The organism is Agarivorans sp. B2Z047 (assembly GCF_023373605.1).
Taxonomy (GTDB): Bacteria; Pseudomonadota; Gammaproteobacteria; order Enterobacterales; family Celerinatantimonadaceae; genus Agarivorans; species Agarivorans albus.
The window spans coordinates 2,811,997-2,826,767 of record NZ_CP088080.1 but is presented as its reverse complement, the minus strand read 5'-3'; the positions used below and the strand labels follow the sequence as shown (position 1 = coordinate 2,826,767).

Below are 14,771 nucleotides of genomic sequence, written 5' to 3'. Positions count from 1 at the left end.
CGAATAGCTAAGCCAACTAACTATTCAAATCACTTAACTACTTTAGTTAAGACCGGACGCGGGATGGAGCAGTCTGGTAGCTCGTCGGGCTCATAACCCGAAGGTCGTTGGTTCAAATCCGGCTCCCGCAACCAATTCTTTATTTAAGAATTGCTTAGTTCGAATAGCTAAGCCAACTAACTATTCAAATCACTTAACTACTTTAGTTAAGACCGGACGCGGGATGGAGCAGTCTGGTAGCTCGTCGGGCTCATAACCCGAAGGTCGTTGGTTCAAATCCGGCTCCCGCAACCAATTCTTTATAATATACAAGCAAACGCCGCTTAATCAGCAGCCAGCCCTTAGTTAAAATCCATACAAGCCAATATTTTCTAGGTGAACCCTTGCCGGTTGTTTAAGCACGAACAATGCTGATTCGGCTAAATCACTTACTTGTAACCACCCAGGCTTTATGTCCGATTCACACTCAGGAGCAGGTACCTGTACCAAGCCTGGACACAAGCTATGTACTCTAATGCCGTGCTCTCTTACTTCTTCTTGTAATGCTGCAGCTAATCCGAGCACTGCGAATTTTGCTGCGCAGTAAGGTCCAGCATTGGCATAGCCATTTTTAGCTGCTTGCGAAGCAATATTAAGGATAAAGCCACCTTGATTAGATTTCATGTTTGGCAATACTGATTGGCTCATTAAAAAAGTGCCTTTGGTACAGGTGTCTACAACCAAGTCCCAGTCTTCTTCACTACAATGTTCAATAGTTTCGCCAACACCTAGTCCACTGTTGTTTACCAAAATATCTACACGGCCAAACTGAGCTATTACGAAGTCTTTTAGCGCCTGTACTTGTTGTTTGATGCGGATGTCAGCAGCATAGCAATGAACGCTTAACCCATAATCATTTTTTAGCTTGCTTACCGTTTGCTCAAGCTTGGTTAAATCTCTCGAGCTAATGACAACTTTAGCGCCCTGCTCCGCTAAGGCTTTTGCAATTGCCAAACCTATACCGCTGCCACCACCTGTTACTATTGCAACCTTTCCATTCACGCTGTCCATTTACATACCTTAGTTCGATTTAATGAAGTGAGTATTCTGCAAGTTTACTGGACACATTCAATACAATAGTGCTAGTTTTATCGTACTTTGGTACGAAGCAAACAAGGGTATTCGATTGAACGAGTTTTCCGATCGCCTAAAAGAATTAATGGGTGAACAAAGCGTTAGCGGCTTTGCCCGAAAAGTAGAATTAAATGAGAGCCTAATCAGGAAATACTTAAAAGGCTCTGAGCCAAGTCTGTCTAAAGCTAATCAAATCGCACAAAAAGCCAATTGTTCACTTGAATGGTTAGCTACCGGTGAAGGCTATCAATACCGAAAAGCAGAAGTAGTTGATATGGAAGCGCTTGAAAAAGCAGTTGAGCTTACCTTGGCGGCAGCTGAGCAACACGATTTAAGCGTAGAAAATGAAAAAGTAATGAAGGTAATTGTGGCTACATATCAATACTTAAGAACAACACGTAAAAAGGATGGCTACTTTGATTTAGAAGAAGCAAAACCCTTTGTTAGGTATGTGATGGGATTGTGTGGTTAAAAAAAGAGTTGCCAAGGCAACTCTTTTTTTAGTATTTACCTTTAGAAGGTTTAAAACTCTTTATAGTCGCGATACTTCACGTTAAAGAAGATAACGTACAATACCGGAACGATCAGCAAAGTAAGAACGGTTGCTACACCTAAACCAAACATTACTACCGCTGCCATAGACTCGAAGAACACATCCGAGATCAATGGTGCTACACCTAAAATGGTTGTTACTGCGGCCATACATACCGGCCTAACCCTGCTTACGGTAGATTCAAATACAGCTTGGTAAACCTCTTTACCAGCGGCTATATCTGCACTGATTTGATCGAGCAGTACAATGCCGTTTTTAAGCAGCATGCCCGATAAGCTCAGCATTCCAAGTAATGCCATAAAACCAAATGGTTTTCCTAGGAACAGCAAGCCAGAGGTAATTCCAATTAATGCCAAAGGTACACAACACCAAATCACTAATGGCTTTTTAACCGAATTAAACAGGAATACCGTAATCAAGAACATGATTAAATAGCCCATCGGTAAAGATGCAAATAAAGCTTCTTGTGCATCGCCCGAAGACTCGTATTCACCGCCCCATTGCAACTCATAACCTGGAGGCAAATCTAAAGCTTCTACCTGAGGTTTTACGATAGAAAACAATTCAGCTGGAAGGATGTCATATTCAAAGTCTGCATCCGCAAATATGGTTAAGGTACGCTTTTTATCGCGGCGTTGAATAATAGGGTCTTCAAACTTAACACTAAAGCCGTTCACTACTTGCTGAATAGGAATATAGCTATTTAACGTTGGGCTCCAAATACGCAGGCTATCCAAAGAATCAATATCAACACGCTCTTCATCAGGCAAACGACCTACGATTGGCATTAAGTTTGTCCCTTCGCGGTATAGACCAAAACTTAATCCGGCAAAAGCAAATTCTAAGGTTTGGTCAACATCAGACTTGTTGATACCTAAGCGTCTTGCCTGAGTTTCGTTAAAGTTAGGTTCTATGTATTTAACGCGGTCACGCCAGTCATGGCGAACATTCACAGTACCTGGAGTGTCATTGAAGATCTTTTGAATGTCTGCCGAAATTGAGCGCAATACATCAGGATCGGCCCCTAGTACGCGTGCTTCTATCTTGGCATCTGTTGATGGTCCAATTTCTAAATTCTTGAACTTAAACTGCGCCTGAGGAAACTGCTGTTCAACCCCTTTACGTAGCGACGACATAGCTGCCGCAGCAGTTTCTGAAGTGGTTGTACGTACTGCTATTTGGGCAAATGCACCATAGTTTTTCTCTGGTGAGTAGGTCAACATAAAGCGTTGAAAGCCCTTGCCTACCGTAGATGACACAAATTCAACTGCGTTTGTATCTCGCGCCATTTGTTCCATCTCTGAAACCGCTTCTCGTGTTTCTCTAATATCTGTACCTTCTGGCATCCAAACATCGATTAAAAATATCGGTGTAGAGGATGGTGGGAAGAATGATTGTTTTACGTAACCAAAGCCCACAATAGACATAACAAAAAGCACAACGATTACAATTACGGTGGGCCATTTGAAGCGTAAACAAAAATCTAATAACACTTTGTAGGTATTAAAGAATGCTCCTTTGTAAGGGTCACTGTCTTCACCTTCAACTTGCTTATCGCCTTCTTTGCCAAAGAACAACTGGGCAAAAAATGGAGTAATGGTAATCGCGGTAATCCAAGACAAAAACAACGAGAACAACAATACGTAGAACAACGATGCCGCAAATTCACCGGTAGAATCTGGAGATAAGCCAATTGGAGCAAAGGCGGTAATGGCGATAATCGTTGCGCCTAGCAACGGCCACATGGTTTGCCCTACAATTTCTTGAGACGCCTTTAAGGTACTTAAACCTTTTTTACGCCCCATTAGTATGCCTTCGACAACAACAATGGCGTTGTCGACTAACATTCCAAGCGCGATGATTAATGCCCCAAGGGAAATCCGTTGTAGTTCAATCTCCGCTTGCTTCATTAAAATAAATGTTCCTAAGCAGGTTAAGAACAAAATTAGTCCAATCAGAATACCGCTTTTAAGCCCCATAAAGACTAAAAGCACAACCACCACAATCGCTACCGCTAAAATAAGGTTCCAAACAAAAGAGCTTACGGATTTATCGACTTCTTGAGGCTGGTTATACATTGAATCAGTGGTCATACCGGCTGGACGTGCGTAGTCGATTTCTTGCAACTTAGCTTCAATCGCTTTACCAACTTCTACAACGTTAACTCCACTGGTAAACGACACGCCGATGTTGATGGCTTGGTTTTGATTAAAGCTAACCAAATTACTTGGAACTTCTTCGTAGCCACGGGTAATGGTAGCTACATCTTTTAAATAGATAAGCTTGTTACCTGTTGTTCCCGGTATAATCAGGTCACCAAGTTCTTCTACAGATTTAAACGAACCTGTTGGACGAAGCGTTAGTTGGTCTCCTGCAATTTTAATATTGCCTGCTGAAGTAACCATGTTTTGTGAATTTAGCAAACTGGTAATTAAAGCAGGATCAAGGTTGAAAGTTGCCATCTTTTGCACCGAGATCTCTATAAACACTTGCTCGGTTTGCGCGCCAGCTAAAGTTACTTTACCAACGCCAGGAACTAGTTCTATTTCTCGACGAACGTAATCAACATAATCTTGAATATCTTTGTAGTCGTAGTCTTCTCCAGACACCATATACATAATGCCGTATACATCACCAAAATCGTCATTAACTAATGGTGCAGATACGCCTGGCGGTAACTGAGGTGCCATATCACCAACTTTACGACGCAGCTCATCCCAGATTTGCGGTAGTTCGTCGGGACCATAAGTCCTCTTCATGGTAACCGTAATTTGCGACATACCTGGCGTGCTTAAAGACACAATGTCATCTACATAAGGTAATGCTTGGATGGCTTTTTCTACCGGGTAAGTCACTTCCTCTTCTACTTCAGTAGAGGTAGCCCCTGGGTACATAGTAACAACCACAGCATCTTTAATAGTAAACGGTGGATCTTCTAACTGCCCTAAGCCAGTAAAGGACAAAATACCTCCAATGAGAAGGATAAGCGTAAACATCCAACTGATTATTGAGTTTTTTACGAAATAGCCTGCAATATTCATTGGTTATCCTTCTTTAACACTACTTTTTGACCTTCTACTAAACGATTTGCACCTAAAGAAACAATGGTATCGCCGTCTTCTAAGCCTTGTTCAATCTCTATCATATCGCCTGCTATGGTGCCGATAACGACCTCCTGCATTTCTACAGTTTGATCGTCTTTATAACGCCACACTACGGGACGTTGCTGACTAATCGTGGAACCATCTGGCATTATCACTGCCGCCAAAGGAACCAAGTGATCGCGATTATAGGTATAGGTCATATCTGCCAAATCAATAGAGACCTTAGCTTGCATGCCTTCTAGCACTGCGTAATTGGGATCATAAGGAACCAACATGGTTGCTATGTAACTTCTACTTGCGCTATTTTTCTCAAGGTTCAACTCGTAAGGTAAGCCTTTAAACTCTTTCTCGGGAAATGCTTCAAACCCTACGGCTATATCTATTTCAGAAATTCGCCTTTTACCAAGCTTAGCTACGGAAATAATCATATCTGGTAGCTCAACATCCACTTCAACGTAATCAACTTTATGCATACTGAGTACCGCTGAACCTGGCTGAACATTCACAAATGAATCTGCAAACACATCACCAACAACGCCATCAAACGGCGCTTTCAGCTCGGTGTAATCGAGCATCAGTTTGGCTTTTTTGTAATCTGCTGAGGCAACCAAGTATTCGGCGCGCATTTTGTCGTATTCGCTTTGTGATAATAGCTTTTGCTCAAGTAAGGCTTTTGCGCGTTCAAATTGTTGCTTAGTTAACGTTAATCTAGCTTGGCGGTCGTCGACCACAATTTGGTAATCGCGTTTGTCTAACTCTGCGAGTAAGTCGCCTTTTTTGACAGGCTGTCCTTTTTTAACTGGAATGGTTTTAATTTCCCCGTCTACACGAAAAGACAAATCGACTAAATCATGCGCACGAGCAATACCATTAAAGTTTCGGTCTACCGAGTTTGAAGTTTCTGGTAGTTTGAATACATCGACAACTTGCGAAGATTCTTCTACTGCTTTGTCTGAACCACAACCCATTAACAGCGAGGCCAATAAACCACTTAAAAGTTTTTGTTTAAACTGCATTTTATAGTCCTCGTTCCTTAACCCACTTAACCGCAGGTTGCCCATCACTAAGCTCTGACGCGCCCGCAATAACAAGCCAATCACCATCATTTAAACCTGACGTAATAGCATCGTCTTCTAACTCAACTTGGGTTTTAGTTACGGTTTGCTTTTGGTCATCCCAAACAAATACAAAGTTTTTACCATCTTCTTCAACTAAGCTGCCGGCTGGTGCGCGCACAAGTTTAGAGCGGCTCTGGCCCGTTGATTTAATTTGAACATTGGTGGCCATGCCAGGAAAAATATTAAGTTCTTCGGGAATAGGTAAAGTGACAACAATGGTATAACTACCTGTTGATGAGTCTGCGACTGTTGATAGCTCTTTTAACCTAGCTTGATACCACTGCTCTCGACCTTGGAACTGCACACTAATAATTGGTTGCGGCTCGCCTTTACGCCTAGCATCTTGAAAGTTTCCAATCAAACTTTCAGGTAGCTGAAAGTTTACGTCAACGGTGGACTCTGTTTGTAAACTTAGTACCTTTTGTTTTTCATAAACAAATTCAAATTGCTCAGCGTATTTGCTGGCTATTAGGCCATCGTAAGGTGCTAAAACTTGGGTATAGCTCAAATTAACTTCGGCTTTATCTAAGGCCGCTTGGCTGATGGTGTATTCACTTTTAGCTCGGTCGAAGTCGCTACGAGAAATAACACCCCGGTCAACCAGTTGATTTGCTCGGTCGAATAGAACCTTTGCGAGATAGTAATTCGCCTTAGCTACTTCTAACTCTTGGTTGTACATCGCAGGGTCTAATCTTGCTAAGGGCTGACCAGCTTTTACTGCATCGCCAGGCCTTACCAATATTTCGTCCAATCTGCCTGCGACTTGAAACGACAATATAGCTGTATCTGAGGCAAAGGTTTCTCCAGGTAACGTTCTTACCCGTGCGCCGTCGCCAATCTCTATTTGTTTTACCTTAACCGGTCTTAGATGGTTTACTGTTGATTCAATGGGGTCTTTATTACAGCCAACAAGCAAAAAACTGCTAAAAGCTATAACACTTAATACACTGGACGTTCTAAACGACATAGAGATCCCTAAGTTAATTTACCAATACTTATTCAACGTTAGACCTATAAAGGCTAATCATCAAAATATTTGAGCTAAATTAGACTACGAAATTCTATAAAGTTCAGATTGTTAGCAAATATCGTTATTTGCTTGTGGTGAGATCAATTTTTAGGCGAGAATTTCACTTAAATTGATTTAGATTTAACCATTACGGTAAGTCGAGAGCTACATACCAAATCAGATTTTTGGTGGATATCTATTTGCCATACATGCAAAGTTTTGCCTAGCTTTATTGGCGATGCAGTAGCGAGCACTTCACCGTGCCTAACAGCTTTTAAGTGATTGGCATTAATTTCGACGCCAACTACCATAGCGTCTTTGCCAGCGACGCAATATGAAGCACAGCTGGCAAGGCTTTCTGCTAGCACCACGTTTGCGCCGCCATGCAATAAGCCCATTGGCTGTTTAACTTTGGCTGTAACAGGCATTTTAGCAACAAGATACTCTTCACCAATTTCAGTAAACTCGATATCCAGATAGGCGAGCATATTGCCCTCGCCCATCTTATTCAATCCAGCCAAGCTCATTGGCATATTCCAGATACTCAAGGCAACATACTCAACAACACTTGTAACGGATGCTTTGGTTTTTCACTTTCTAAGCGTTTTACTTGGCTTCGGCAAGAATAGCCTGTAACCATACAACGCTCTGTTGGTAAGCTTGCCATTTTTTGCTTCCAGCTCAACTCATAAATTGCTTTAGAAGTGGCTAACTGCTTAGCATCATGTCCGTAAGTACCGGCCATGCCACAACAACCTACAGCGACATCTTCTAACTTACCGCCAAAGCGTTTGAACACTTGCTGCCATTGCTTAAATGCATCTGCTTTTAAAGCTTTTTCGGTACAATGACCAAATAGATACCAGGTATCCTTATCATTCACTTGTTGGTTCTCGAATAGACTTTCATCTAATGAATCGAGCCACTCTTGCACCACCAACACATTGAAATCACCTCTTGAATCGCCAAGCGCGTGTTGATACTCATCGCGGTAACAAAGTACTAAAGCAGGCTCGACCCCAACCATTTTTATACCTAGTTCGCTAACTTGGTTTAGAAACGCGGCACTTGTTTGCGCAGATTTATTAAACTTACTCAAAAAGCCTTTAATATGCTGTGGCTTACCATTAGGTTTAAACGGTAACAGCACAGGATTTAACCCTAACTTTTTCGCTAACTTAACAAAGTCTTCAACCAACTCTGCTTCGTAAAAACTGGTAAAAGGGTCTTGAACTACCAATACCGTTTTTTGTTTTTGTTCTTCGCTTAAACTTTGTAAGGCTTTGTAGTCATACTTGGTGGTTAAGCTTTCTGGCAATCGTTGCGCCAATGTAGGAAAGCTTAATGTAGGTATATCGACCATGCCGATGGTTTTTTCTACCGCTATGCTTGCCCACTTAGGAGCCATCGCGGCATTAAATAAACGCGGCGCTTTGGCCATTAAAGGCGCGTAACTCTCTACGTAAGCGACAAAATAATCTTTAAGCGGTCGTAGGTAACGCCCATGGTAAACATTTAAAAAGCGAGAACGAAAAGTAGGTACATCTACTTTAATTGGACACCCAGTTGTACAAGCTTTGCACGCTAAACAAGTTTGCATCGCATCATATACTTCGTGGCTGTAGTCATACTCACCTTTAGATTTAGCAATGCTATTTCTAATTTTTAGCAAAATACTGTCTGGAGAAATGAACCTAGAGTTTAGCTTTTGCTCTTGAGCTAGCGGATCAACTTTTAAAGCTGCTAATTGACGAAGCCATTCGCGCATTAAGCCAGCCCGGCCTTTTGGCGAGTATCTGCGGTCTCCGGTAGCTTTAAATGAAGGGCACATTGGACTACTGGTATCATAGTTAAAGCAAAGCCCGTTGCCATTACATTCCATTGCATTTTTAAAGCTGTCACGTACCTCAATGGCTATTTCACGGTCATAAGCACCGCGTTTTGTTCCATCAACAGAGACTAGTTGCTCTTCGCTATGCAAAGGCGTGCAAATCTTCCCCGGGTTTATTTGGTTGTAAGGATCGAAAGCAGCTTTAATTTTCCGAAGCTCAGAGAACAGTTCTTGACCAAAAAACTCAGGACCATATTCAGAGCGGAAGCCCTTTCCGTGCTCGCCCCACATTAATCCTTTGTACTTGGCGGTAAGTGCTACCACTTGATCCGAGATCTCACGCATAAGGATTTCTTGTTCAGGGTCGCATAAGTCTAAGGCTGGACGAACATGTAATACGCCTGAGTCTACGTGGCCAAACATACCGTAATGCAAACCTTTACCATCAAGTAACTCTCTAAACTCTACGATAAAGTCAGCTAAGTTCTCTGGTGGTACACAGGTATCTTCGGCAAAGGCTACCGGCTTAGCACTACCTGCCGTATTGCCTAATAAACCAACTGCCTTCTTACGCATGTTGTAGATGGCATTAATGCTGGTTAAGTCATCACAACTTTGGAAACCAATAACACCTAGTTCGGTAACTCCCGTTTCCGATAAGGTCTCAATAAGATTACTGATTTTTTGTTGTTGAATGGCTTCATCATTTTCGGCAAATTCAACAATGTTGATGCCCTGCATTTCTTGCTCGGGTACATCACTAATTAACTCTCTAACGCTGTCCCAAACAACGTCTTGTTGCGCGAGGTTAAGTACCTTTGAATCGATAGTTTCAACCGATAAGGCTTGCGCAGCAACTAGGCTAGGAGCATGGCGTAATGCCGACTGAAAAGAGTCGTATTTAACTGTGACTAAGGTTCTAAACTTGGGGATGGGGGTTAAGTCCAGTTTAGCCTCAGTGATGAACGCCAACGAACCTTCCGACCCACACAAAATACGGGTCAGATCCACACTATCTTCTTCAGGTGAATAGGCATTTTTTAGATCATAGCCAGTTAAAAAGCGATTAAGTTTCGGAAACTTCTCTTCAACAAGCGAGCGCATATCAACACAGGCGTGCTTAACTGCAGCATAAATATCAGTTAAGGACTCTCGTTGCTGATCTAAGTGATCAACCCTAACAGGGTCAGTGTCAATTTCTTCGCCACTGGCCAAAACGGCTTTTAAGCCTATAACATGGTCGCTGGTTTTACCGTAAACCATTGAACCTTGACCAGAGGCATCGGTGTTGATCATACCACCTAAAGTAGCGCGATTACTGGTAGACAAATCAGGTGAAAAAAACAAACCATGCTCTTTTAACATGCTGTTGAGTTGGTCTTTTACGATGCCGGTTTCCACCCTAACCCAACGCTCTTCAACGTTAAGTTCAATAACCTTATTCATAAACTTAGATAGGTCGACAACGATACCTTCGGTTAAAGACTGGCCATTAGTTCCAGTACCACCGCCCCGTGGGCTAAGTTTAATTGATTGGAAAGTTGAAGCAGACGCTAAACGGCAGATCTGCTTTATGTCGTTGCTTGTTTTTGGGAAAACGACTGCTTGTGGCAAATATTGATAAACCGAATTATCGGTAGCGACCGCTAAACGACTGGCGTAAGAAGTTTGAATTTCGCCAGAAAAAGCTGATTGTTCAAGCTTCGCTAAATAATCTAAATACAGAGCCTCAAGAGAATGCTGAGGGCTTAACTTAGGGATCATAAATCCGTTGTCCCACTCTAAGGTATTAAAAATTGGAAAGATTATATCACGGGATCTAGTGCTTCAATACGTGTTTGATAGTAACAATGTGTTGTACTGCGTTTTGTTTACTAGCTAGCATGAACCCAAAGTTAATGAGCCGTATAACAGATTATAAGCTAGTGATGCATCGTGAATTTAGAATCACTAGCTTTATATTCTTATATCAGCCTATGTTTTTTTCCTGCTTGGACAATATCTGATTGAGTCATTCTTTTTACTAACAATACTGCTCGTTGACCAATTGCTACCTTCTCATTAGGAAATACAATGGCTTTAGGACCGTTACTAATAACTACTCGTTCACTACCCTCTTTGGCGAGCTCATAACCAGTTTGGTATTCAGTAAAGTTGGCTTGGCTTTGATTGAAGCTAAAGCAAAAATCGTCTTGATGCTTGTTAACCACATCACTCACTTCAAACAAGATAGCTTTGTTAGCTTCGAATTCTAATGAATTTAATTTGCTAGCACTAAGCAGTTGCTGCAGCGTAGAAACTAATTGGTCTAGCTTACTTAAATCATTCTGACCAAAAGCATGAACTTTGCCTAGTTCAACGGTAAAAGCTACCGCATTGTATTTAGCACTTGAATGATAGCTAAATGTTGATGCTGGCTCGTTTGAAAAAAGTACACAGTCCACTCCACAAGATTGTAACAGCGCTAAACTTGATTTTTTCCAAGGCTTACCATGGGTGAAGGGATAAACGGCAAACTTTTCGTGTTTGGAACCTCTAATCGCAGTATGTAGATCTAAATGATAGGCGGGTAAATGCTGATAGCTTTTATAGAAACTGTCTAAGAGAGTTTCCAATTGATTAGCGCGCTCTACTTCGTAGCAGCGCTCGTAATTTTTATGTTTACCTATAAACAAACGATTTAAGTTTACACTTAACTCTCTTTTAGCCTCGATCATCGCTGGAGGGTTACCAAGAATAACCAACAAGGGTTGGTCTAACTTTATCTCCAAGGCACAAATATCAGAAACTAGTTTGTCTAAGCATTCAATGGGCGCAGTCTCGTTGCCATGTATTCCGGCAGACAACACAATTGCTCGACTAGATGTTGACTCTTTAGGTTCGAATTGCAGTACACCAGGTGCTAATAACTTCACCTTAGTATTATTAGCTAATTCAAACTCAAAGGTGTCGGCGTTTTGTGGAGAGTTTAAGGTGAACGCTAGCAGACCCTGTTGGAGTAAAGCTGATTTAGCCACATCTTGTCCTTAGATATCTTAGAAGTGGGCAATAGTATGCTAGTTTTTCACGCATAAAAAAAGGGAGACATTGTCTCCCTTTTTCAGCTAAGAACTAAGGTTCTTAGTTAGGCATAACTTTTTCAAGTTTCCAGATACGATCTACGTAATCTTCAATAGAGCGGTCTGAGTTGAACTTACCTACTGAAGCAGAGTTGATGATAGCCATCTTAGCCCACTTTTTCTGGTCACGGTAAGCAACGTCTACTGCAGTGTACTGAGTAGTGAAAGACTCGAAGTCTGCCAATACTAGGTACGGGTCACCACCTTCTAGCAAGCTATGCTTGATTGAAGCTAATTCACCAGGTGCGCCAGGAGTGAAGAAGTCTGTTTCTAACCAATCTAGAACAGCTTTCAGCTCAGGGTTACCGTAGTAGTAATCCCATGGGTTGTAACCAGCAGCCTTAAGGGCTTTAACTTCGTCACAATCCATACCGAAGATGAAGATGTTTTCGTCACCAACTTCTTCACGGATTTCTACGTTTGCGCCGTCCATAGTACCTAGTGTTAGGGCACCGTTTAGAGCAAACTTCATGTTACCAGTACCTGATGCTTCGTAACCTGCAGTAGAGATTTGCAGAGATACGTCACCGGCTGGGAATAGTTTCTCAGCTAGCGTTACACGGTAGTTAGGCATGAACACAACTTTAAGCTTGTCTTTAATACGTGGGTCGTTGTTCACTTTATCTGCAACTTTGTTGATTGCATAGATAATGTCTTTAGCTAACTTGTAACCAGGAGCAGCTTTAGAACCGAAGATGAATACTTGTGGGCCCATATCGTAATCTGGGTTTTCAAGTAAACGACGGTAAAGTGCAAGGATGTGTAGAAGTGCTAAGTGCTGACGCTTGTACTCGTGTAGACGCTTAATAAGAACGTTGAACATTGCATCAGGGCTTACCTTGATACCACAAAGCTCTTCGATCTTGTCAGCTAGTTCTACTTTCTTCTCGCGTTTAATCGCCATGAAGTTTTTCTGGAACTTAGCGTCGTCTGCAAATTTAGCAGCGCCTTTAAGCTCGTCTAGTTTTAGCGGCCAATCAGTACCAACGGTTTCGTTGTACATGTTAGCTAGCTGTTCGTTACATGCAAGCAACCAACGACGAGGAGTTACACCGTTTGTTACGTTAACGAAACGCTCAGGCCATAGTTCGTAGAACTCTGGGAACAAATCTTCTTTAACCAACTCTGAGTGCATTGCTGCAACACCGTTAGTTTTGAAACAAGTAACAACACATAAGAACGCCATGCGAACCATGCGAGTCTCACCTTCTTCAATAATAGAAAGGTGACGTTTCATTTCGTCGTTGCCAGGCCATTTAGCTTCAACTTCGTCTTCTAGGAAGCGACGGTTGATTTCGTAAATGATTTCTAAGTGACGTGGAAGTACTTTCTCGAACAAGTACACAGCCCATTTTTCTAGCGCTTCTGGCAATAGAGTGTGGTTAGTGTATGCGAAAGTTTCTTTACAGATAGCCCACGCGTCATCCCATACCAAGCCTTCTTCGTCGATAAGAATGCGCATCAACTCAGGAATAGCAACAGTTGGGTGAGTATCGTTCAACTGAATAACAGCTTGCTTAGAGAACTGAGAGAAATCACTGTGGTTACGCTTGTAACGACGAATGATGTCTTTTAGTGAACAAGCACAGAAGAAGTACTGTTGGATTAGACGAAGTTCTTTACCAGCTTCTGACTCATCGTTTGGATACAATACTTTAGATACAGCTTCAGCTTGAGATTTCTCAGATTGAGAATCGATGTAACCACCGGCATTGAAAACGTCCCAATCAAAGAAGTCAGCAGCTTTAGATTCCCACAAACGTAATACGTTTACAGTTTTAGCTTCGTAACCAACTACTGGGATATCCCATGGCACACCTTTGATTTGACGACCTGCATGCCAAACTTTACGCATTTTGCCATCTTCGCCAAATACAGTTTCTACGTAACCGTATAGAGGAACTTCTTGAATTGATTCTGGACGGCAGATTTCCCAAGGGTTGCCGTATTCACGCCAGCTATCAGGACGTTCGATTTGACGACCGCCTTGAATTTCTTGACGGAATAGACCGTGCTCGTAGTGGATACCGTAACCTACCGCTGGGTAGTTAAGAGTAGCCAAAGAATCGATGAAACAAGCAGCTAGACGACCTAAACCACCGTTACCAAGCGCCATATCAGGCTCTTCGTCACAGATGTCGTTAACGTCTTTACCAAGATCTGCCAATGCATCACGTGCAGCGCCAAAAACGCCTACGTTGTGCATGTTGTTCACTGTTAAACGGCCCATCAAGAATTCAAGTGATAGGTAGTGAACTGCACGAGAATCTTTCTCTGCATTCGCTTTAGAGGTTTCAGTTAAGCGTTCGAAAACCAACTCGTTTACTGCTGCACAAGTGGCTTTCCACCAAGCTTGATTGTTAGCACGAGCTTCGTCAGTACCACAAGTACTACGAAGATGTTTAACGATAGCATCTTTAAACTGATCTTTTGATAACGCTACTGTGTTTGTTGCTTTTGCCTTTTTAGCGGCCATGTGAATTTCCTTTGTATCTAACCTTTGTGGTGACATCTTCCAACGTAGCATTCGATGGTTAACCGAACAACAAATGCTACAAAAGACTGTATGTGCTCAAAAATCCGAGCTCATGTTACCGATGCGGAACGATATTATATACGTTCTACATCACATTTAGGTAAAAAAGCCTCTCTCAAGACTAAATTTTTATGCATTTTTTGGAAAAAATGCTTTTTCACTCAAAGAACCGAAATGAAGTGTAAAGAAAACCCGCCAAAAGCCCAGCATTTGAAAATGCTTTCATAAGTAAATCGGAAGCAATCTTGATCGGAATCAATTAATACGGGGCTTTTGACTCAAATCGTTCAAATTATAGACCTATACCATTGTAATGCGCTTTTGTAACAAAACTATTACAGAACTTGCAATTTGAAGCAGTTGGCATACGTTTTCAGGCGGAATTTAT

9 protein-coding genes and 2 tRNA genes are annotated in these 14,771 nt (G+C 41.9%); 3 read left to right on the top strand and 8 right to left on the bottom strand.

Annotated features, from left to right (window positions below; translation table 11 throughout):
* Positions 1-57 precede the first annotated feature (57 nt).
* Together LQZ07_RS13010 and LQZ07_RS13005 are read left to right on the top strand one after the other, a co-directional pair.
* Positions 58-134 (top strand) — tRNA-Met (locus LQZ07_RS13010).
* A gap of 83 nt (positions 135-217) precedes the next feature.
* A tRNA-Met gene (locus tag LQZ07_RS13005) sits at positions 218-294 on the top strand.
* A 51-nt stretch (positions 295-345) separates the two neighbouring features.
* Here the strand turns inward: LQZ07_RS13005 and LQZ07_RS13000 are convergent.
* Positions 346-1,050: an SDR family oxidoreductase gene (locus LQZ07_RS13000; protein WP_152784967.1), complete on the bottom strand. Its 705-nt coding sequence runs from the start codon at positions 1,048-1,050 to the stop codon at positions 346-348.
* 115 nt (positions 1,051-1,165) lie between these two features.
* On the opposite strand from LQZ07_RS13000, the gene LQZ07_RS12995 reads away from it, so the two are divergent.
* Complete coding sequence (locus LQZ07_RS12995) at positions 1,166-1,585, top strand: helix-turn-helix transcriptional regulator (protein WP_152784969.1); 420 nt, start codon at positions 1,166-1,168, stop codon at positions 1,583-1,585.
* A gap of 50 nt (positions 1,586-1,635) precedes the next feature.
* Here LQZ07_RS12995 and LQZ07_RS12990 read toward each other — a convergent pair whose 3' ends face one another.
* From LQZ07_RS12990 to LQZ07_RS12960, 7 genes are all read right to left on the bottom strand, one after another.
* Positions 1,636-4,707, bottom strand: a complete 3,072-nt coding sequence (locus LQZ07_RS12990) for an efflux RND transporter permease subunit (RefSeq protein ID WP_152784971.1) — start codon at positions 4,705-4,707, stop codon at positions 1,636-1,638.
* Positions 4,704-5,786, bottom strand: a complete 1,083-nt coding sequence (locus tag LQZ07_RS12985; protein WP_152784972.1) for an efflux RND transporter periplasmic adaptor subunit — start codon at positions 5,784-5,786, stop codon at positions 4,704-4,706. Before LQZ07_RS12985 ends, LQZ07_RS12990 begins: the two co-directional genes overlap by 4 nt.
* A gap of 1 nt (position 5,787) precedes the next feature.
* A complete protein-coding gene (locus LQZ07_RS12980; protein ID WP_227981582.1) occupies positions 5,788-6,855 on the bottom strand; it encodes an efflux RND transporter periplasmic adaptor subunit in 1,068 nt (355 codons plus the stop codon).
* A gap of 167 nt (positions 6,856-7,022) precedes the next feature.
* Positions 7,023-7,445: a hotdog fold thioesterase gene (locus LQZ07_RS12975; RefSeq protein ID WP_227981587.1), complete on the bottom strand. Its 423-nt coding sequence runs from the start codon at positions 7,443-7,445 to the stop codon at positions 7,023-7,025.
* Positions 7,442-10,492: an FAD-binding and (Fe-S)-binding domain-containing protein gene (locus LQZ07_RS12970; RefSeq protein WP_152784976.1), complete on the bottom strand. Its 3,051-nt coding sequence runs from the start codon at positions 10,490-10,492 to the stop codon at positions 7,442-7,444. The genes LQZ07_RS12975 and LQZ07_RS12970 overlap by 4 nt, the downstream gene beginning before the upstream one ends.
* A 200-nt stretch (positions 10,493-10,692) precedes the next feature.
* A complete protein-coding gene (gene astE, locus LQZ07_RS12965; protein WP_152784978.1) occupies positions 10,693-11,745 on the bottom strand; it encodes a succinylglutamate desuccinylase in 1,053 nt (350 codons plus the stop codon).
* Between the two features lie 103 nt (positions 11,746-11,848).
* Complete coding sequence (locus LQZ07_RS12960; protein ID WP_016403234.1) at positions 11,849-14,323, bottom strand: glycogen/starch/alpha-glucan phosphorylase; 2,475 nt, start codon at positions 14,321-14,323, stop codon at positions 11,849-11,851.
* Positions 14,324-14,771 lie beyond the last annotated feature (448 nt).

Excerpts from the sequence above, each read along its gene's own strand:
- LQZ07_RS12990 (WP_152784971.1), bottom strand. The coding sequence starts at position 4,707 with ATGAATATTGCAGGCTATTTCGTAAAAAACTCAATAATCAGTTGGATG.
- LQZ07_RS12985 (WP_152784972.1), bottom strand. The coding sequence starts at position 5,786 with ATGCAGTTTAAACAAAAACTTTTAAGTGGTTTATTGGCCTCGCTGTTA.
- LQZ07_RS12970 (WP_152784976.1), bottom strand. The coding sequence starts at position 10,492 with ATGATCCCTAAGTTAAGCCCTCAGCATTCTCTTGAGGCTCTGTATTTA.
- LQZ07_RS12980 (WP_227981582.1), bottom strand. The coding sequence starts at position 6,855 with ATGTCGTTTAGAACGTCCAGTGTATTAAGTGTTATAGCTTTTAGCAGT.
- LQZ07_RS13000 (WP_152784967.1), bottom strand. The coding sequence starts at position 1,050 with ATGGACAGCGTGAATGGAAAGGTTGCAATAGTAACAGGTGGTGGCAGC.
- LQZ07_RS12960 (WP_016403234.1), bottom strand. The coding sequence starts at position 14,323 with ATGGCCGCTAAAAAGGCAAAAGCAACAAACACAGTAGCGTTATCAAAA.